This is a genomic window from Enterobacter sp. SES19, from assembly GCF_011765665.1.
In the GTDB taxonomy this organism is placed as follows: domain Bacteria; phylum Pseudomonadota; class Gammaproteobacteria; order Enterobacterales; family Enterobacteriaceae; genus Enterobacter; species Enterobacter pseudoroggenkampii.
Genome location: NZ_CP050320.1, coordinates 505,612 through 524,648 on the forward strand (window position 1 = coordinate 505,612; position 19,037 = coordinate 524,648).

General features: G+C 57.3%; 18 protein-coding genes. 7 read left to right on the plus strand and 11 right to left on the minus strand.

Annotation, left to right across the window (positions count from 1 at the left end):
- The first annotated feature begins 1 nt into the window (after window position 1).
- The 3 genes from GXP72_RS02335 to GXP72_RS02345 are packed head-to-tail and all read left to right on the plus strand — an operon-like array spanning window position 2 to window position 3,160.
- A complete protein-coding gene (locus GXP72_RS02335; RefSeq protein WP_208763436.1) occupies window positions 2–1,057 on the plus strand; it encodes a 2Fe-2S iron-sulfur cluster-binding protein in 1,056 nt (351 codons plus the stop codon).
- Complete coding sequence (locus tag GXP72_RS02340; protein WP_208763437.1) at window positions 1,051–2,220, plus strand: alkane 1-monooxygenase; 1,170 nt, start codon at window positions 1,051–1,053, stop codon at window positions 2,218–2,220. Before GXP72_RS02335 ends, GXP72_RS02340 begins: the two co-directional genes overlap by 7 nt.
- Window positions 2,213–3,160, plus strand: coding sequence for an alpha/beta hydrolase (locus tag GXP72_RS02345; RefSeq protein WP_048989471.1), 948 nt, complete (start codon window positions 2,213–2,215; stop codon window positions 3,158–3,160). Before GXP72_RS02340 ends, GXP72_RS02345 begins: the two co-directional genes overlap by 8 nt.
- Here GXP72_RS02345 and GXP72_RS02350 read toward each other — a convergent pair.
- Window positions 3,128–3,841: a 4'-phosphopantetheinyl transferase superfamily protein gene (locus GXP72_RS02350; RefSeq protein WP_208763438.1), complete on the minus strand. Its 714-nt coding sequence runs from the start codon at window positions 3,839–3,841 to the stop codon at window positions 3,128–3,130. The two genes, GXP72_RS02345 and GXP72_RS02350, sit on opposite strands and share 33 nt — an antisense overlap.
- Before the next feature lie 96 nt (window positions 3,842–3,937).
- A complete protein-coding gene (locus tag GXP72_RS02355; RefSeq protein ID WP_208763439.1) occupies window positions 3,938–4,786 on the minus strand; it encodes an SDR family oxidoreductase in 849 nt (282 codons plus the stop codon).
- Window positions 4,787–4,870: 84 nt separating this feature from the next.
- Here GXP72_RS02355 and GXP72_RS02360 point away from each other — a divergent pair, with 84 nt between their 5' ends.
- Entirely contained in the window at window positions 4,871–5,257 is a 387-nt protein-coding gene (locus GXP72_RS02360) for a helix-turn-helix domain-containing protein (RefSeq protein ID WP_023334278.1), read from the plus strand.
- A 98-nt stretch (window positions 5,258–5,355) separates the two neighbouring features.
- Here the strand turns inward: GXP72_RS02360 and GXP72_RS02365 are convergent, their stop codons facing one another.
- The gene (locus GXP72_RS02365; protein WP_208763440.1) at window positions 5,356–7,299 is read right to left on the minus strand and encodes a bifunctional 2',3'-cyclic-nucleotide 2'-phosphodiesterase/3'-nucleotidase; all 1,944 of its coding nucleotides are present in this window, start codon (window positions 7,297–7,299) and stop codon (window positions 5,356–5,358) included.
- A gap of 190 nt (window positions 7,300–7,489) precedes the next feature.
- On the opposite strand from GXP72_RS02365, the gene cysQ reads away from it, so the two are divergent.
- On the plus strand, window positions 7,490–8,230 hold the full coding sequence (cysQ, locus tag GXP72_RS02370) for a 3'(2'),5'-bisphosphate nucleotidase CysQ (protein WP_024907298.1): 741 nt from the start codon (window positions 7,490–7,492) through the stop codon (window positions 8,228–8,230).
- On the opposite strand, the gene GXP72_RS02375 is transcribed toward cysQ, so the two are convergent.
- Window positions 8,224–8,781, minus strand: coding sequence for a YtfJ family protein (locus GXP72_RS02375; RefSeq protein WP_032651402.1), 558 nt, complete (start codon window positions 8,779–8,781; stop codon window positions 8,224–8,226). The two genes, cysQ and GXP72_RS02375, sit on opposite strands and share 7 nt — an antisense overlap.
- 324 nt (window positions 8,782–9,105) lie before the next feature.
- Here GXP72_RS02375 and GXP72_RS02380 point away from each other — a divergent pair, with 324 nt between their 5' ends.
- The gene (locus GXP72_RS02380) at window positions 9,106–9,312 is read left to right on the plus strand and encodes a DUF1107 domain-containing protein (protein WP_008501430.1); all 207 of its coding nucleotides are present in this window, start codon (window positions 9,106–9,108) and stop codon (window positions 9,310–9,312) included.
- A gap of 71 nt (window positions 9,313–9,383) precedes the next feature.
- On the opposite strand, the gene GXP72_RS02385 is transcribed toward GXP72_RS02380, so the two are convergent.
- The 6 genes from GXP72_RS02385 to GXP72_RS02410 form a co-directional block, all read right to left on the minus strand.
- Window positions 9,384–10,721, minus strand: a complete 1,338-nt coding sequence (locus GXP72_RS02385; protein ID WP_023310162.1) for a hemolysin family protein — start codon at window positions 10,719–10,721, stop codon at window positions 9,384–9,386.
- A gap of 194 nt (window positions 10,722–10,915) precedes the next feature.
- Window positions 10,916–12,463 carry an MFS transporter gene (locus GXP72_RS02390; protein ID WP_048989443.1) on the minus strand — a complete coding sequence of 516 codons (1,548 nt, stop codon included), beginning with the start codon at window positions 12,461–12,463 and terminating at the stop codon, window positions 10,916–10,918.
- A 79-nt stretch (window positions 12,464–12,542) separates the two neighbouring features.
- Window positions 12,543–13,565, minus strand: a complete 1,023-nt coding sequence (locus tag GXP72_RS02395) for a Gfo/Idh/MocA family oxidoreductase (protein ID WP_048989442.1) — start codon at window positions 13,563–13,565, stop codon at window positions 12,543–12,545.
- A 12-nt stretch (window positions 13,566–13,577) separates the two neighbouring features.
- Window positions 13,578–14,645 carry a Gfo/Idh/MocA family oxidoreductase gene (locus GXP72_RS02400; RefSeq protein ID WP_048989441.1) on the minus strand — a complete coding sequence of 356 codons (1,068 nt, stop codon included), beginning with the start codon at window positions 14,643–14,645 and terminating at the stop codon, window positions 13,578–13,580.
- A gap of 11 nt (window positions 14,646–14,656) precedes the next feature.
- A complete protein-coding gene (locus GXP72_RS02405) occupies window positions 14,657–15,826 on the minus strand; it encodes a Gfo/Idh/MocA family oxidoreductase (protein ID WP_208763441.1) in 1,170 nt (389 codons plus the stop codon).
- Window positions 15,827–15,842: 16 nt separating this feature from the next.
- Entirely contained in the window at window positions 15,843–16,994 is a 1,152-nt protein-coding gene (locus tag GXP72_RS02410; RefSeq protein WP_208763442.1) for a Gfo/Idh/MocA family oxidoreductase, read from the minus strand.
- 192 nt (window positions 16,995–17,186) lie between these two features.
- Between GXP72_RS02410 and GXP72_RS02415 the strand changes: the two genes are divergently transcribed.
- The gene (locus tag GXP72_RS02415; protein ID WP_024907292.1) at window positions 17,187–18,245 is read left to right on the plus strand and encodes a LacI family DNA-binding transcriptional regulator; all 1,059 of its coding nucleotides are present in this window, start codon (window positions 17,187–17,189) and stop codon (window positions 18,243–18,245) included.
- Here GXP72_RS02415 and msrA read toward each other — a convergent pair whose 3' ends face one another.
- Complete coding sequence (msrA, locus tag GXP72_RS02420) at window positions 18,246–18,887, minus strand: peptide-methionine (S)-S-oxide reductase MsrA (RefSeq protein WP_048989437.1); 642 nt, start codon at window positions 18,885–18,887, stop codon at window positions 18,246–18,248.
- Between the last annotated feature and the right edge of the window lie 150 nt (window positions 18,888–19,037).

Genomic DNA, 19,037 nt, shown 5'->3' on the forward strand with positions numbered 1-19,037 from the left:
GATGCTGAAGAGATGGTTTTCCCGACGTGGTCATTTTCAGGGGACGCTTGAGGGACATGAATTCCCCCTGCCGTCCGGCCATACGCTCCTCGAAAGCGCGCTCAACGCCGGCGTTTCCCTGCCGTATAACTGCCAGGTCGGCTCGTGTAAATCCTGTCTTTGCCGGGTAACGAGCGGCAAGGTGCGTTCGCTTGTCGACCTGAGCTATTTGCTCAGCCAGGAAGAGATTGCCGCTGGCCACGTGCTGGCATGCCAGTGCCTGCCAGAATCGGATTTAACGCTGGCCGCGGCATCCGCGTCCTGGACGCCTGCGCGAGTTAAGCGGGCTGTTGCGCTCTCATCCACGGTATGGCGCGTGACGCTGCTGGCGGAGCAGGCGTTGCCCTTTCAGCCAGGACAATACGTTCAGGTCGGTCTCGAAAAGGATAAGGATATCCGGAGCTTCTCCGTGAGCTGGCCGAGCCAGGGGCGAGAGATTGTTCTGGATATCACGCGCCGTGAAGAGGGGCGGTTATCCCCACTGCTGTGTGATGAACAGGCGGCTGGGCGGAAGATGTGGCTCTCAGACTGCCGGGGGCAGTTCGGCCAGCGGGATGACGGTAACGGTCCTCTGCTGGCTATCGCCAGTGGATCGGGACTGGGTACGACGCTGGGTCTGGTCCGCGCCGCGCTGGCGCGTCATCCCCACCGCGAGGTCATGCTGATCCACGCGGTTCGCAGGCGGCAGGACACATTCGACCTGCAGGAACTGCAGCGTCTGCGTCAGCACTATCCCGGTTTTCACTATCTGCACGCGTTATCCCGGGAGCGTGAGGTTCAGGCGCTGGAGCTGGCAGGACGCATTACCTGCTGGCTGGACGACTGGCGCGCCCTCTATCCCCGCCGGACGGCGGTAGCCGAATGGCGCGTCGTGATTTGCGGCAATCCCGCGCTGGCGCAGGCGTGCCGGCAAAGGCTGCTTGCCGGAGGGGTGATGAGCCACCTGCTTGAAATGGACTGCTTCTCCCCGCCGGTCGGTGCAAAAAACAGTCATAACAATAAGGAGCCCGTATGTTGAGTTACCTGAGATTTGCCCTTGTCCCCTGCGTTTTTTTTCCGCTGACCGCGCTCACAACCGTGCTCGGCGGCGTGTGGATCGTCGTCTCCATGCTCTGCGTGACGCTGAGCTATCTCCTTTTCGATAACGCAACCACGCACGACACCGCCGATCGCCACTACCGCCTGCCGGCGCTGCTGGAAATCATCCCGTATTTACAGCTCCCGGCCGCGCTGCTGGCGTTGTTCGCCCTTATCTGGCAGGCCGCGCCGGGCGATCTGCTCGGGTTTGGCGCATGGCTTTCCGCCCTGACGGGTCACAACATCATGGCGCTGCATCACCTTACCCAGCCTGAGCTGCTGCTTGCGGCGGTCTCCACCGGCTATACCATGAGCACCAATACCGTGGTGGCCCATGAGTTTATCCACAAAACCCACAGCCTGGCGGCGATGATGGTCGGGCGCTGGCTTCTGGCGCTGGTCGGCGATGCGCAGTTTTCGATTTCACACGTCTATTCGCATCATCCTAACGTGGCGACCCCGGCGGACGGCGCGACGGCGCGTCGTGGGGAGAGTGTGTATCGCTTCTTTATCCGTTCTTCTCTGTCGCAGTATGTTGAATCCTGGCAGGTGGAAGCGCAGCGGCTGTCGCTGCAGAACCGAGGCGGTGCCATGCTGGTGAACCGGGTGGTGAGCGGGGTTCTGATGAGCCTGCTGATCGTGGCGGTCTGCTTTACGGCGGCGGGCGTCCGGGGCGCGCTGGCGTGCCTGGTGACCATGCTGATCTCTAAGTTCCTGTTTGAAACGGTGAATTATATCCAGCACTACGGTCTGGTTCGTCTGCCCGGCACGCGCGTGGAGCCGCGACACAGCTGGGATTGCAATAACCGGGCCTCGTCGGCCGGTCTGTTGAACCTGACGCGCCACTCCGATCATCACACCCATCCGCGTCGTGAATACTGGAATTTGCAGGCGCACAGCTACGCGGTGGGAATCGAAAAAGGGTATGTCGCCCATATTTTTTACGCGCTGATCCCGCCGCTGTGGTTTAAGCGAATGGAAGCAAAACTCGCGTACTGGGACGAACACGTTGCCAGTGACGCAGAGCGTGCCTTGATCCGTCAGTCTGAATCATCCGCGGTTAAGTCCACTGTTCCCTGTGTTTCCGGAGAGTCCCATGAGTGAGCAATTTGATCGACTGATTGAGCAAGCCTACCAGCAGTATCGTGGCCCCGCCTACCTGCGCTCGCCGATGGTGTCATGCGTGAAGGCCGGTATCCGCCTGATGGATCGGGTTGTGCCGGGGGCGACCGCCGACTGGCTGGGCAATCGGTTTTTTACGCCGCGCCGGGTGCCGACGCGTGCAGGCGATAAAGAGATGACGGCGCTGGCGAGCCGCATTGAGTCTCTCCCTTTGAGTAATGGTAAACATGCGGTGGTGTACCGCTGGGGCAACGAGGGACCTACCGTGCTGTTAGCCCACGGCTGGGAGTCGAGGGCTTCCCACTTTGGCAGGCTGATCAAGACGCTGGTCGAAAAGGGCTTTCAGGTCATCGGGTTTGACGCCCCCGCACATGGCAACGCGGCTGGACGTCAGAGCAGCATCGTCGAGTTCATTGAAATCATTGAACAGCTGGCGCAGCAGGAAGGAGGTTTTGACGCGATTGTGGCGCACTCGTTTGGCGGGTTATCCGTTATTAATGCGGTAAAGGCGGGATTGCGGACCCGCGCGCTGGTTATCGTGGGGGCGCCGACGCACTTTAGCGGGCTGGTCACCAAATATGCCGCGATCCTGAATCTCCCGGGTCGTCAGCAGCAAAGACTACGACGGTATATTGAAGGGTACTTTGGTATTGGCGAGGCGGTCTGGCAGCGCTTTAACGCCTATGAGGGGCTGCAGCAGGTCGATCAGCCGGCTCTGGTTATTCACGACAGCAGCGATGACATCGTATTGCGGGTCGAAGCGGAATGCCTGGTCAACGCCTGGCCTGGCGCGAGGCTGGCAGAGACCCACGGTCAGGGACATAATCCGCTGCGCCGTCCGGGGGAGGGCATCGACATGGTGATGGCGTATCTGGCTCCCTTGCTGGCGTCAGGCAATGAGCGTGATAACCCTGTCGCCTGAGAGCTGATAATAGCCCTGGATCCGGCTGCCCTTTACGCGTTGAGGTGACAGCGTCTGGGTCAGCTCCAGGGTGATCCTCTGCTGTTCAGGCGCGATGTGGCACACGCGGGCCGCGTCAAAATCGAGGGCGCGGCCAACCTCAGGATAGAGCGCCTTATAGAGACTCTCTTTTGCGGAAAAGGTGATGAGTAGCGCGCTGGCCTCGTCGATCTGGCTGGCGGCAAGACATTCCCGCTCCTGCGGTGTGGTAAACAGGTGCGCTGTCCGCTGCATCATCCCGGGGGCAAAAAACTCAATGTCGACGCCCGGCGTCAGGCCAGACGCCTCTGGCGCGATGACCGCCAGCGCCCACTCATGAGAATGTGACAGGCTTCCCCGCCAGCCGGAAGGCCACACCGGAGAACGATCCGGCGCGCTGCCCGGCGTAGTGTCACAGCCGAAGGATCTCAGCACCCGCTGCGCGGCGTAACGCGCCGCAAGATACTCCGCCCGGCGTTTTACCACGGCGCTGTTGAGCGGAGCGGGAAAGGGGATACCCCATTTATCAAAGAGCCCGTCATGGTAATCACGCGCGGTGAATGAGACCAGGCAGTAGCGCAGTGCGGGGAAAGGGGCAACGTTGCCCATCTCAACGGAGTGAATAAAAGGGGGCGCGGAATCCGTGTTTATCGCAGTAAACATAGCAGGGTTTCGGTATCTGTCGGGAGGACAGAATGCCATATAAGTGCGTGCCGGGTAAGGGGAATCACCCGGCCGCGGGAGAAAACGGTCAGGCCGTTACAGAATGTCTTTGATGCTCTGCGCCAGCGGCGTCGTTGCGCGCCCGATCAGTTTGCTCAGCGTATGGCTATCGTCAAAAAGTCCCCCTTTGGAGGCACCGACATCGGAGTCCGCCAGCATATCTGCCAGCCCTGCAGGCAGGCCGACGCTTTTCAGCGCAGCGGCAAAATCCGCTTCACTGAGATTCTGATAGGTGACCGGCTTCCCGCTCTGTTTGCTGAGTTCAGCCGCCAGTTCGCTCAGCGTCCAGCCGTGGTCGCCCGCCAGTTCATACACCTTGCCCGCGTGGCCCTCTTCAGCAATCACTTTGGCCGCTGCCGCGGCATAGTCTGCACGAGTAGCAGAGGCAATTTTGCCTTCGCCTGCCGCACCAATAAACACGCCGTGTTCCAGCGCAGGCGGCGCGCTCGCCAGATAGTTTTCGGTATACCAGCCGTTGCGCAGCAGGGCATAAGGAATGCCGGACGCCGCCAGCGCGTTTTCAGTGGCAACGTGTTCAACGTGCAGACCGAGCGGTGATTTGTCCGCGTGCAGCAGGCTGGTGTAGGCGATAAATTTCACCCCTGCCGTTTTGGCGGCGTTAATCACGTTCTGGTGCTGGGTTGCGCGCTGGCCGACTTCACTGGAAGAGATCAGCAGCAGTTTATCCACGCCGCTCAGCGCGGCGGCGAAGGCGGCTTCATCCGTATAGTCTGCCTGACGCACCACTATCCCCTGCTGGCTTAAGGCCTGCGCTTTCGCCGGGTTACGTACGATAGCCACAATCTGGCTGGCCGGTACGGTTTTCAACAGCTGTTCGATAACGAGATGGCCAAGCTGGCCGGTGGCGCCGGTAATCGCGATCATGATGAATCTCCTTCGTGTTTGTCTGATGTTGTGGCACACTAGCACCATAGCTAACTTTTAGTAAGTACGTACAAAAAGGTAAGTATGAAAACAACGATACCGACGCTCAGCGAACAAATGCGCGATGGCAATCTTTTCGCGGAGCAGTGCCCTTCACGCGAGGTGCTCAAACACGTGACCAGCCGCTGGGGTGTCCTGATCCTGCTGGCCCTGCGCCAGGGAACGCATCGCTTTAGCGATCTGCGCCGTAAAATGGGCGGGGTGAGCGAAAAGATGCTGTCCCAGTCGCTCCAGGCGCTGGAGCTGGACGGGTTTGTCGATCGCGTGTCGTATCCGGTGGTGCCGCCGCACGTAGAGTATAGCCTGACGCCGCTGGGCGTTGAGGTGAGCGAGAAGGTCGCCGCGCTGGCGGACTGGATTGAGGTTAATACGCCGAAGGTGATGGCGAACAGGGACGATCGCGCGGCGTAAAAGCCGGGTATGTGCGGCCTGATGCCCTCACCCTGGCCCTCTCCCACAGGGAGAGGGAACAAACACCAAAAACGGCAACGTGCGTTGCCGTTTTGCTTTTACTTGCTCAAATCCACCTGATAAATCGCGAACCCGATATCATCCGTCGCGACCTGTTTCATCGGATACTGCGCCTTCTGCTTAATAAACGCGGCTGCCTTATCGGACGGTGACGTTTCAAAGCGGATATCCAGCTTCGTATCGCTGTGGATCGGCGCGAGACGCCAGTTGTTATCCACTGCCGGATGAATTTCTCCCGCTTTTTTCGACTCCGCGCTGATCCACGCCGCCAGCACCGAGCGGTTCTCATCTGGAGAAGCAAAGGCGATGTGGCTATCGCCCGTACCGGCAAACTTACCGCCGTAGGCACGGTAGTTATTGGTCACCACCAGGAAAGTGGCATTCGGGTCGATCGCCTTGCCGTTGAAGGTAAGGTTTTTGATGCGCTCCGCCTGCGGGTTGATCGCCTGACACTCGCCGTCATATTTCGCCGGCTGGGTGACGTCAATCTGGTAGTTCACGCCGTCGATCACGTCGAAGTTGTAGGTACGGAAGCCGTCCCAGTTAATCAGCGACTGTGGCTTGCTGCTGTGCGGATCAATCTGGTTAAACTGTCCGGCAGAGCACTCCAGCCACTCTTTCACCTCTTTCCCGGTGGCTTTAACCACCACCAGCGTATTCGGATAGAGGTAGAGATCGGCGGCGTTACGGAAGGTCAGCTGGCCCTTTTCGACCTCCACATAGCTTGCCGGGTCATTCTTACGTCCGCCCACTTTGAATGGCGCTGCGGCGGACAGGACCGGCAGTTTTGCCAGATCCGGATCGCCCTGCACAAAGTGTTCGGCATAGGCTTTCTGCGCCATATTGACGACCTGAACGGTCGGATCATCCTGCACCAGCGCCAGGAAGCTGTACATGTTGTCGGCGGATTTACCGATCGGCTTGCTGACGAATTCGCGCGTGGCGTCGTGATCGTGCTTCAGCACGTCGACCAGTTTTTTATCTTCCGCCGCCAGAGATTTTTTAGCCGCAGCGTCGTAAATCGGGCGCGCTTCAGCTTTTGACTGCGTCACCTTCCAGCTGCCGCTGTCGTTGTTCAGCACCAGGTCCACCACGCCCAGATGGTCGCCCCACATGCCCGGCATCACCGACGGCACGCCGTTGAGCGTGCCTTTCTCAATGTCCGCCCCTTTGATGCCGGCAAAATCTTTGCCCGGGAAGACCGCGTGGGCGTGGCCGAAGAGGATTGCGTCAACGCCCGGGACCTCACTCAGGTAGTAAACGGAGTTTTCTGCCATGGCCTGGTACGGATCGGCGGAGAGACCCGAGTGGGCGACAACGACCACCAGATCGGCGCCTTTTTTACGCATTTCCGGCACGTATTTGCGAGCGGTTTCGGTGATGTCGTTCACGGTCACTTTACCGTCGAGGTTGGCTTTATCCCACGTCATGATCTGCGGTGGGACAAAACCGATATAGCCGATTTTTAGCGTCTGTTTTTTACCTTCCTTGTCGACGACGCTTGTCTCTTTAATCAGGTAAGGGGTAAAGAGCGGCTTTTGGGTCTTAACGTCGATGATATTGGCATTAACGTACGGGAATTTCGCACCGGCCAGGGCGTCATGGAGGTATTTCAGACCGTAGTTGAATTCATGGTTGCCAAGGTTGCCGACGGTATAATCCAGAGTGTTCATCGCTTTATAAACAGGATGGATCTCGCCTTTTTTCAGCCCCTTGGTCGCCATGTAATCTCCGAGCGGACTGCCCTGAATGAGATCGCCATTGTCGACCAGCACGCTGTTTTTCACTTCGCCACGCGCCGCATTGATCAAACTTGCCGTACGTACCAGTCCGAATTTTTCCGTCGGGGTATCTTTGTAGTAATCGAAGTCCATCATGTTGCTGTGCAGATCGGTCGTTTCCAGAATACGCAGATCTACCGTCGCCGCCTGAACGCTCGCTGCAATCAGCGTCGCCAGAAGCGTTGCACTAAACTTAATCATCAGAGGAGTCCTTTTTTCGATGCAGACCACAAAAGAGTATGTATCTATAGCTTGTTGCTTACAGAAATGTGAATCCTGACAGAAAAATGTAACCTGAAACCGGAATTGCTTCACAGATAGCGGAATTGTTCACATTACGATATAACTAAAACAAAGAGTTAACCTCACTGCGTTAACAAAGAGGTGGAAAATGCTAGATAAAATTTGTCAGCTCGCACGGGATGCGGGAGATGCCATCATGCAGGTGTATGACGGTAGTAAACCTATGGAGGTGGTCAGCAAAGCCGACGACTCTCCGGTCACGGCGGCAGATATTGCGGCGCATAAGGTGATCCTGAAAGGGTTACAGGCCTTAACGCCGGACATCCCCGTCCTGTCAGAAGAAGCGCCGCAAAGCTGGGAGGAGCGTCAGCACTGGCAGCGCTACTGGCTGGTCGATCCGCTGGACGGGACAAAAGAGTTCATCAAGCGCAACGGTGAATTCACCGTCAATATCGCCCTGATTGAAAAGGGAAAAGCGGTGCTGGGCGTGGTCTATGCGCCGGTCATGAAAGTGATGTACAGCGCCGCAGAAGGGAAGGCGTGGAAGGAAGAGTGCGGCGTGCGCAAGCAGATCCAGGTGCGCGATGCGCGTCCACCGCTGGTGGTGATTAGCCGCTCGCACAGCGACAGCGAGCTGCAGGAGTATCTGCAACAGCTGGGTGAACACCAGACCACCTCGATTGGCTCATCGCTGAAATTCTGCCTGGTAGCGGAAGGCCATGCGCAGCTCTACCCCCGCTTCGGGCCAACCAACGTCTGGGATACCGCCGCCGGGCATGCCGTTGCCGCGGCAGCCGGGGCGCATGTTCATGACTGGCAGGGCAAGCCGCTGGACTATACCCCGCGCGAATCCTTCCTCAACCCCGGCTTCCGCGTCTCGATTTATTGAGCCAACAGCTTATGCAGCAGGTCGACAACCTGCTGCACCTCTTCCTGGGTTAACGCCCCGTCTTTCACCCACTGAACGCGACCTTCTTTATCCAGCACGATAATGGCGGAGCTCTCTTCTTCCAGTTGCCAGGCCTTACGGGTGACGCCGTTGCTGTCGACGATAAACTGCGACCACGGGTAGAGCTTTTTATTGCTCTCAAGGCTTGAGCGCACAAACATCCCGGAGCCCGGAATGGCGTCATCGGTATTCACGATCGTGGTGGTCTGGTAGCGGTCGTGAGGGAATTTTGCGGCCTTGATCGCTTCCACCAGGTTGGCATTTTTCTCTTTTGCGGATGTACGACCGGCAATATGTTGTACAACTCTCACTTTGCCCGCGAGCTGCGCGCTATTCCAGGCTTTGTAGCTAAACTTATCATTGTCGAGAATCAATTCTCCCCGGTCAGCAATGCCGACTGGCGGTACACGTTGTCCTTTTTCAATACTGTGAGCGGAAGCCCACAGGGGCAGCAGCAGGCAGGCTGCTGCAAGGATATTACGTAGGGTCATGGCGTTTCCTTATTGTTTGCAGGTGATCCGACCACTTGGTCTTGCGCTTTTAATGATAAGTGCGATCAATGTGGTTTTCCCGCAATCCCGATGCCAGTTTGCGGGTGAACGCACATATCCATGAAAAAACGACGGCTTATACTGCTCTCAGTCACGCTTTGCAAAGATTATTCTGAATAATTGTAATCAAACGGTAAATAAACTTATGCACACTGGGTAACACCGTAGTTCTGGTCTATAGTCATTGGGCATTAAAATTTGCGCTCAGGACAGTCGGGCCGATTGTGGCACCGCAAGAGCGTATGATTCGCAGGAGATACAAGAATGAAAATTTTCCAACGCTACAACCCGCTTCAAGTGGCGAAGTACGTGAAGATCCTGTTCCGTGGACGGTTGTATATCAAGGATGTTGGCGCTTTTGAGTTTGATAAGGGCAAGATCCTTGTCCCAAAAGTGAAGGACAAACAGCACCTGTCTGTGATGTCCGAAGTCAACCGTCAGGTTATGCGTCTGCAGACTGAGATGGCTTAACCAACGTGCTATGCAGTAGTTAAAAAGACGGCTCCCGATGGGAGCCGTTGATGTTTCTGGGGGCTGGAACGTTACGCCGACACCTTCTCTTCCGCGTCCGGCAGCTTCGGCACCAGTACGGTCGGTTTGTTGTCGATGCGCGTCACCAGCAGCTGGTCGATGCGGTAGTTATCAATATCCACCACCTCAAACTTGTAGCCGGAGAACTTCACTGAGTCGGTACGTTTCGGGATCTTACGCAGCATAAACATCATAAAGCCGCCGATGGTCTCGTAGTTGCCGGACTGCGGGAACTCGTCGATATCCAGCACGCGCATCACGTCTTCAATCGGCGTGCCGCCATCAATCAGCCATGAATTATCGTCACGCTGAACAATCTGCTCTTCCAGCCCCTGGCCAACCAGGTCGCCCATCAGCGTGGTCATCACGTCGTTCAGGGTGATAATACCCACCACCAGCGCGTATTCGTTCATGATAACCGCGAAGTCTTCCCCGGCGGTTTTGAAACTTTCCAGCGCTTCTGAGAGCGTCAGGGTGTCCGGCACAATCAGGGTATTGCGGATCTGCACGCCGCTGTTGAGCGCCAGGCTCTGGTTCGCCAGCACGCGGTTCAGCAGGTCTTTGGAGTCGACGTAACCGATGATGTGGTCGATATCTTCATTACAGACCAAGAACTTGGAGTGCGGATGCTGCGCCACTTTGTTCTTCAGGCTCTGCTCATCTTCATGTAAATCGAACCAGATAATGCTTTCACGGCCCGTCATGGAAGACGGCACGGTACGGGATTCCAGTTCAAATACGTTCTCAATCAGCTCGTGCTCCTGCTTGCGCAGCACACCGGCCAGCGCGCCGGCTTCCACGACCGCATAAATGTCGTCAGAGGTGATGTCGTCTTTACGCACCATCGGCAGCTTAAAGATGCGGAAAATCACGTTCGCCAGGCCGTTGAAGAACCACACCAGCGGACGAAACACGTACAGACAGAAGCGCATCGGGTTGATGATACGCAAAGCCACAGCTTCTGGCGCAATCATACCGATGCGTTTCGGGGTCAGGTCGGCAAAGAGGATAAACAGGCCGGTGACCAGCGAGAAGGAGAGGATAAAGCTCAGCTGTTCGGCCAGCTCAACGGACATGTACTTAACAAAGAGGCTATAAAACGCCGGGGAAAACGCCGCATCGCCCACGATACCGCCGAGAATGGCGACCGCGTTGAGGCCGATCTGCACCACGGTGAAGAACATGCCGGGGTTTTCCTGCATTTTCAGAATGCGGGTGGCATTGATGTTGCCTTCATCGGCAAGCAGCTTCAGTTTGATTTTACGGGACGCGGCCAGCGAGATCTCAGATATCGAGAAAAATGCACTGACGGCAATCAGACAAAGTATTACTAAAATACTGTTTAACATAGTTTATCCGGCTTCTCGCCAGATCCTCAGAAGGGGAATTGATACCATTTGTGTGAAAACACATTGAACGTCAGCTCGTAGCGTTGAGCCGATTATTTCAGCGGGTAGTATAGCGTAAAGAGATGTAAATCTGCCAGAGGTCACATTTTTGGCATAAAACAGACCGGACAGCGGGCGCTGTCCGGTACATCGCGTTATTTCACGGTAGACAGGCGGACATCGCCCACCGCCCGACGGGTGGCATCGCCTCCCCACACCTGGTCATACTCATAGCCCGTGAGCTGCTTGATCACCACGCGGGTCCCGGCGTCGCAGTCGCGGTAATCCCCACCCAGCTTACGGCGCGCAATCTCCTTCAGAAGCAGCTTGTGCGTCTCACGGGTGAGCTTAAACCTGTAGGTGGTGAAGAAGCTGACCGCCAGCAGGGCTGCCGTCGCGAAGATCATCAGGCCGATAATTGCCCCCAGCGCGCTTTCAGGCTGCGCGCCGCTGCCCTTCACAAAGCCGGACTCCTGCAGCACCAGGCCAATGATCATGATGGCAATCGCCACGGTGCTCTTACGGGTCAGGACCATCACGCCGGCAAAAATCCCTTCGCGGCGCTGCTGCGTCACCATCTCATCGATATCCGGAATGAAGCTGTAAATGTTCCACGGAATATAATAGAGGCCCGCGCGGGCGGCACCCAACAGGACAAAGACCGCCGAGAACAACAGCGTCGGGACCTGCGTTTTGGTGAGGTAGACCGTAAACAGGAAGGCCAGCACCAGGAAGATACAGCCGTAGGAGAGCCGCAGGGCGGCAGACGGCGTGACGTTCAGCCGGTTCAGCAACAGCATAAATCCATAGGTGCCGGGTACCGAGGCGAAGGCCGCAATGCTCAGCCAGCCGGAAACCGCCGAGGCATCCTGGCTCAGGCAATACACGACGTAATAGGTAAAGACCGAACCGAACACGTCCATCGCCGTGAACGAAAAGATGTAAATAATGATATGCAGGCGGAACGCGCGAATACGGAATGAAGAAAAGAGATCCAGCACCAGATATTTCAGGTGATTCAGTAGCCCGCCGCTGCGCTGGTTGTCCACTTTAAAACTGGATTCCTGCTGCACATCCTTCGCTTCCCAGGTGGTGTACCAGGTAATAAATACCGCAAGGCAGAACACGCAGGAAAATATCAGCCCGGTGAGGGTATAGGTAAAGGGATTATCTTTACCCGTAAACTGCATAATCACGCCGGGAACGGAAACCGCAAGAAAACCGCCCAGCTGGGAGCAGATCATCCGCACGCCTGAGAGGCGGCTACGCTCTTCATACCGGTTCGTCATCTCAGCCGCCAGGGTCTCCCAGGGTACCAGCACCATCGCCGACAGCAGCTCAATAGAGAGGTAAGTGCCCAGGTAGTACCAGTAACCCATGTCCGTCATCCACAGCAGGGCATACAAAAACATGAGCGGTGAGCTGAGTAATAAAAAGAAGCGGCGACGACCAAATTTACGCCCGAGCCAGGTATCCCCGAAGTTATCGGTGATATAGCCCATAATCGGGCTTAATAGCGCATCAATCACGCGGGCAATAGCGAATATAGATCCCGCTTCAATGACTGAGAGTCCGCAATAGGTGGTGTAAAAAAATAACAGCCAGGTGCCGATAATGGTAAACGCACCCCCGCCAAAAAGATCGGTTACGCCGTAGCCGAGCGCCACGCCATAACCCACTCTACGTTCAGTTGGTTTGACCATAATAATATCCAGTGTAGGGTAATGATTAACCCGTTTTCTCGGGTCGTTTTTTATTAAGTGCTGGAATACAAATTACGTTCTAGTTATTGATATCTATCCATTGTCTTAACTGAGATGAGCGGTAAATAGCCTCCACAAGCTTGAGTGAGTGTCCGGCTTCACGGATGTCGGTGTAATCCGTGTTTCCGGGATGAGAAATAGCATGATAAAAACGGCGGATCGCCTGCTCGTGCCCCAATCCCCAGTAGCTTTTGATCTGGCCGTCAGGGGAGTTATCGCTGGCCAGCCTGAGGCGCTCGCCAGGGGTAATACGCCAGAGCGCGTTGTCACTGAGCAGCAGTGAGCCCCGTTCGCAGTGGATTTCAAGCCAGAGGGGGGAATCCGTGGTATTGCAATTGCTGGCGTAAAACAGGCCGCGCGCGCCGTTGGCAAAATGCAGCGTGGCCATCGCGCTGTCTTCCCCTTCGGTCACGTCCGCCAGCTCGCCGCTGTCCACCACGCCTTTCACGCGCGTTACGCCGCCGGCGAACCACTGCATCAGGTCGAGGGTATGAATAGCCTGGTTGATCAGCAGGCTGCCACCCTCCGTTGCCAGCCGCCCGCGCCACGGGCTTTCGGTGTAGTACGTGCCCGAGCGTGACCACGTCAGCACGGCCTTAATGCTGAGCATTTTTCCCAGCCCGCCGTCCTCCAGCATCTGGCGAATGCGCAGGCTGGTGGGGTTGAGGCGGTTCTGGTAGCACACGCCGAGCAGACCCGACGCCTGTTCGGCGGCGCGGGTGATGTCCACGAGTTCGCTGCTGTTCATGCCCACCGGTTTTTCGCAGAAAACATGCTTCCCGGCGGCGAGCGCCGCCAGGATCATGTTCTTATGCTCGAAATGCGGCGTGCAGATGTGGACCACGTCGATGGCATCATCCAGCAGCATTTCCCGGTAATCCTGATAGAAGCGGCACTGATAGCGCATTGCCAGCTCCAGCCCTTTGACGCTGTCGATGTCCACCAGCGCGCGTAGCGCGACGTTGGGGAGCAGGCGCAACGCATTCACATGGCAGCCGTGAATCGCCCCGGCACCGATAACCGCCGTGTTCAGGATCGTCATTGTCGCCTCCCGTTATTCCGTCGCGTTGGCCTGCATCTGGGCCTTCACGCAGAGCTCCGCCGCTTTGAAGGCGTGCGCCTGCGTCATGGCGTTTTCGGTACGATGCAGACAGTCGAGGATCAGTTCGCCAAAGAACGGGAACCCGACCTGTCCGGCGACCGGATAGCGGAATTCCCCCTCTTTATTGACGAGATAAACCACGTCCTGCTCGCCGCGGGTGAGATCGACATATTTGCGGATCTCGATATACCCGTCGGTGCCGAGCAGCGTCAGACGGCCGTCGCCCCAGGTTGAGAGCCCGTCCGGGGTGAACCAGTCGCAGCGGAAATAGCCGCTGGCGCCGTTTTCGCCTCTGATCGTCGCGTCGCCGAAATCTTCAAATGCCGGATGCTGCGGATGGTTGAAATTGCGTGCCTGGCTGGCGACCACGCATGCCTCACTGTTGCCCGTGTAAAACAGAAATTGCTCAATCTGGTGGCTGCCGATGTCGCACAGAATGCCGCCAAAATAGCGACGATCGTAGAACCAGTCCGGGCGGCCGGCCCCTTCCCGGTGCGGGCCGGTTCCCAGGGTTTGCACCACGCGGCCAATGGCCCCCTGCTGCACCAGCTGTCCGGCAAACACCGCGCTCTCGACGTGCAGGCGTTCGCTGTAGTACACGGCGTATTTCCGCCCGGTTTTCTCAACCATCGCTTTGGCATCCGCCAGCTGTTCAAGAGTGGTGAGCGGCGCTTTATCCGTGAAGTAGTCCTTGCCTGCGGCCATGGCTTTCAGCCCCAGCGCACAGCGCTCGGAGGGGATGGCCGCACCGGCCACCAGACGCACCTCGTCGTCGTTGAGTATCACCTCCAGCGACTCCGCCACTTTTGCCTGCGGGTATTGCTGGATGAATTTATCCACTTTGGCCGGATCGGGATCGTACACCCACTTCAGGGTGGCTCCGGCTTCAATCAGCCCGTTACTCATCCCGTAGATATGGCCGTGGTCGAGCGCGGCAGCGGCAAAAACAAATTCCCCCTCGCGGACAACCGGCTGGGGTTTACCCACCGGGGCGTAGTTCATTCCGTCATTTTTGTTCATGGTGTCACTCCTTAATCCAGATCTTTGCCAAGGGGGATCGCACCCACTTCGCTGAAGTTGGCGACGCTTGCGGATTTTTCATAAAAACGGGGGGCGAGGGCATTCGTCCCGCCGGTACGGTAAAACGGGTCATCGCGCTGAATCGGCAGCGAGACCACGGTGCGGGTAATGGCGGATTTGTAGATCGCGGTAATCAGCTCCAGCGAGCGTTTGCCCTGCAGGCCATCCACTAACGGCGCCGTGCCGTGCTCAATGGCGGAAAGCAGGTCATTAATCTGCCCGGTGTGCAGCGTCCACTCGAGCTTCGGCGTCTCCTGAAAAACGGCGTTGAGCTGCGCTTCTCGCTGCTGGTCGTGGGTTTCCTGCGGGAAGCCGTTATCGGCGCTGACGCTGGCAAAGGCCTGCCACGGCGCAGAGATACGTGCCTTGTCACCCTGAATAATGATTTTCTGGTCTTCCCCGTGGTGCACGACCGAGGCGGTAAGCTGGGTGAGCGCGCCGCTCGGGTATTTGAAGATCGCGGCGCTGAGGTCTTCGACTTCAGCGTTGTCGTGCGCCACGTTGGTCATCATCGCCACCACCTCGGACGGGAAGCCGAGCATCCACTGAATGGCGTCGATGTGGTGAACCGCGTGGTTAAGGGTGCAGCCGCCGCCCTCTTTTTCCCAGGTGCCGCGCCACCACAGGTCGTAGTAGCAGTGTCCGCGCCACCAGAAGGAGTCCACCTGCGCGTGGCAAACCTTGCCCGCAAGCTCCGAATCCAGCGCTGCTTTTAAGCGCCAGAAGGCATCGGTAAAGCGGTTTTGGGCAATGATGGAGAGCGTTTTGCCGCTGGCCTTTTGTGCGGCGATCATCGCGTCGCACTCCTCCAGCGAGGCGGCCATCGGTTTTTCGCACAGCACGTGGCAGCCCGCGTTCAGGGCATCAATGCCGATCTCTGCGTGGACGTAGGGCGGCGTGCAGACGTCGACGATATCGATATCCGGCTCTGACGCCAGCATCTGCTGGTGGCTGTCATACACGTGGGCGTCCGTCAGGCCGTAGCGCGTTTTTTTCTCGTGGGCTTTTTCCGGGTAGATATCCACCAGCGCGACGATCCGGCAGCGCTGACCAAACTGCAAATAGCCCTGAATATGGTTGTGCGAGATATTCCCTGTTCCCACGATAGCGACATTTAACATCGTTTCTTCTCCGGAGTTACCAGGTGCCGGAGGCATCCAGCGTGACGCTGGCTGTCTCTTTAGCCACTGAGGTGCTGATGCGCTGCTGAAGCAGGCGCAGATACTGTTTTTCGTTGAGCGGGAGTTCGACCCAGTCGTCGGTCCAGGTGGAGAGGTGCATGGCATTGGAGAGCGTCAACCCGCGGATCCCTTCCAGACCCGGCGCAATGAGCGGTTCGCCGCGCAGGATGGCGGCACAGAAGTTGGCGGTAATGACGTGGTGTTCGCTGCATTCCGGGGCGACGGGAAGCGTGACCTCCCAGCATTCAGGCTCGCCAAAACCGTTCTGCCAGCGGGCGTTGAAGGCGGTTTCAGATTCCCGCAGCCGCCAGTAGCGCAGCTTGCCCTCTTCGACGACCACCTTGCCGCGATCGCCGACGATTTCCAGCCGGTTGGTTCCCGGCGTTTCCGCCACGGTGGTGATGAACACGCCCGTCGCGCCGTTGGCATATTCGGCATAGGCGGTGACGTCGTCTTCCACTTCGATATCGCGATTCTTGCCGAACTGGCAGAATGCGCGCAGGCGGACCGGCATACCGACCAGCCACTGCCAGAGATCGAGCTGGTGCGGGTCCTGGTTGAGCAGCACGCCGCCGCCTTCTCCTTTCCAGGTGGCGCGCCAGCCGCCGGAGTTGTAATAGCTCTGCGAGCGATACCAGTTGGTGATGATCCAGTTGGAGCGGCGGATCTCACCCAGCTCGCCGCTGTCGATCAGATCTTTCACCTTCTGGTAGAGCGGGTTCGGGCGCTGGTTGTACATAATGCCGAACACCACATCGCACGCCTGGGCGCAGGCGTTCATCTCCTGTACCTGGGCGGTATACACGCCCGCCGGTTTTTCACACAGGGTGTGGATGCCGTTGCGCATCGCCAGCATCGACAGGCGCGGATGCTCGTAATGCGGCGTAGCGACAATCACCGCGTCGATAAGCCCGCTCTGGATCATCTCCTGCGCGTCGCTGAATAAGGGGAGGGTGCCGACCAGCTGGCGAATAGCCGGATGCTTTTCCGGTGCATTATCACAAACCGCCGCCAGGCAGGCGTCGCTGACCGTACCCGCCAGTAAATAACGCGCATGAACCGTACCGATATTCCCTATTCCAATAATGCCAAAACGTACCTTCTCCATGTCACACCTTAATTTCAGTTGAAATGAGTGATGACCGGAAAATAGGAAAGGGGAGCCGCAGCGACAATGTGTTTTTGTGAGAATACTCGCAAGGTGATTAAGTAATCTCCAGGATTTCTGAAATTTAGTTTTAAAATCAACGGACTGTTTCTGCAAATATTTGCAAAAACTGAATGAGAGCGAGGTCACACTATGCCGGGCAAGTTAAAAATGGAGGAAATTGCGGCCCTGACGGGCTATTCCGTCAGCACGGTTTCGCGGGTATTAAGCGGCAAGTCTTACACCAGCGATAAAGCCAGGGAGGCGATTGTTCGCACCGCGCGAGAATTAGGGGTACTGGAGTCCATGGCGAGCGGAAGACTACTAATTAACGGAATCGCTGTTTTTGCGCCGGAAAGAACCTTTCAGGGACGCGGGGATATTTTTTATCTGGAAGTGACGAAAGGAATTGCGGAAGCCTGCGCGCGGCATAATGTGTGGGTCACGTGCTGTGGTTTAGAAGAACAGCACGCCGATGTGAAAGTCTTTATGGAAAAGGCTAGTCATAAGAATATCAACGCGATAATTATTATTGGCACTGATGATTCCACCATATTTAAACTGGCCAGCACGCTGAATAAGCCCTGCGTGTTGATTAATTCCGTCGATCGGGATCGGGTGCTGGATGCCGTGTCGCCCGATCACCGGGCGATTGGCTTCACCGCCATGCAGTACCTTTTCGAGCAGGGTCATCGCCGCGTGCTCACGCTTACCTGCCTGCGTCGGGATACGCTGTACGCGCGTCTGGACGGTATCAAAGAGGCGTATCGCCATTTTCACGTCGCCTTTGACCCGCAGCGCGATTTGCTCGTGACGGAGTGGTTTACCGCGGAAGAGGCCGAGCAGGCGCTGGATGCGTGGTTAGTGAGTCATGACCGATCCCAGTGGCCGGAGGTGATTTTCCCGAACAGTACCCGCATGGTGGAAGGGGTGGTGAGGGTGTTAACGCGCCACGGGCTGCGCATTCCGGAAGACATTTCGCTGATTACGACCGATTTTGCATGGAATTTAGCGCACCGTCTGGAAAAACCGGTCACCGGCGTCACGGTGCCCTGCCGCGAGCTGGGGATTGAGGCTGTTCACCTGCTGCAAACGCGGCTCAACCGACCGCAGGCAGCGGTCTTTAACCTGCTGTTACAGGGCAAAGTGATGGATTACGGTTCGGTCAGTAACGCCACGCGCCACGCGGCTCGCGTGGCGCTGGATGAGTAATCAGGCCAGCTGTGGCGGCAGGCAGACGCCGATGCCCCCGATGCCGCAGTAGCCGTACGGGTTTTTATGCAGGTACTGCTGGTGATCGTCCTCGGCGTAGTAGAACGGTTTCGCCGTCGCGATTTCCGTGGTCACCTCGCGCGTATCGCCCGCTTCACGCATGGCCTGCTGGAAACGCTCCAGGCTGGCGCGCGCGGCGGCATCCTGCTCAGGCGTGAGCGGATAGATAGCCGAACGGTACTGGGTGCCGTGGTCGTTGCCCTGACGCATGCCCTGCGCCGGGTCATGGTTTTCCCAGAAGACCTGCAGGAGCTGTTCGTAGCTGATTACCGCAGGGTCGTACACCACGCGTACCGCTTCCGCATGCCCGGTTTCGCCGGAACAGACTTCGCGATAGGTAGGATTTGGCGTGTAACCGCCCGTGTAGCCAGCCGCCGTGCTGTAAACGCCGGGCAACTGCCAGAAGAGGCGCTCAACGCCCCAGAAGCAGCCCATGGCGAACAGGGCGATTTCCATTCCCTCCGGCACGTTGGTCATGGAATGGCCATTGACGGCGTGTAAGGTCGCCACAGGCATAGGGGTGTTGCGTCCCGGTAATGCATCGGTTTGTGAAACCAGATGCTTTTTGTCGAATAAACTCACGATGGGGCCTCCCGGGGTGCGATGTTTCAGTTAAGGTTGTCACGAAGCGTTTAATTGAACACAATAAATGCGCTGAATGAGTCTAGATTTAATCATAAGAAATATTTGGGTGTTACACCCATTTTCAACCCGCGATTCGGGTTTTTGGCC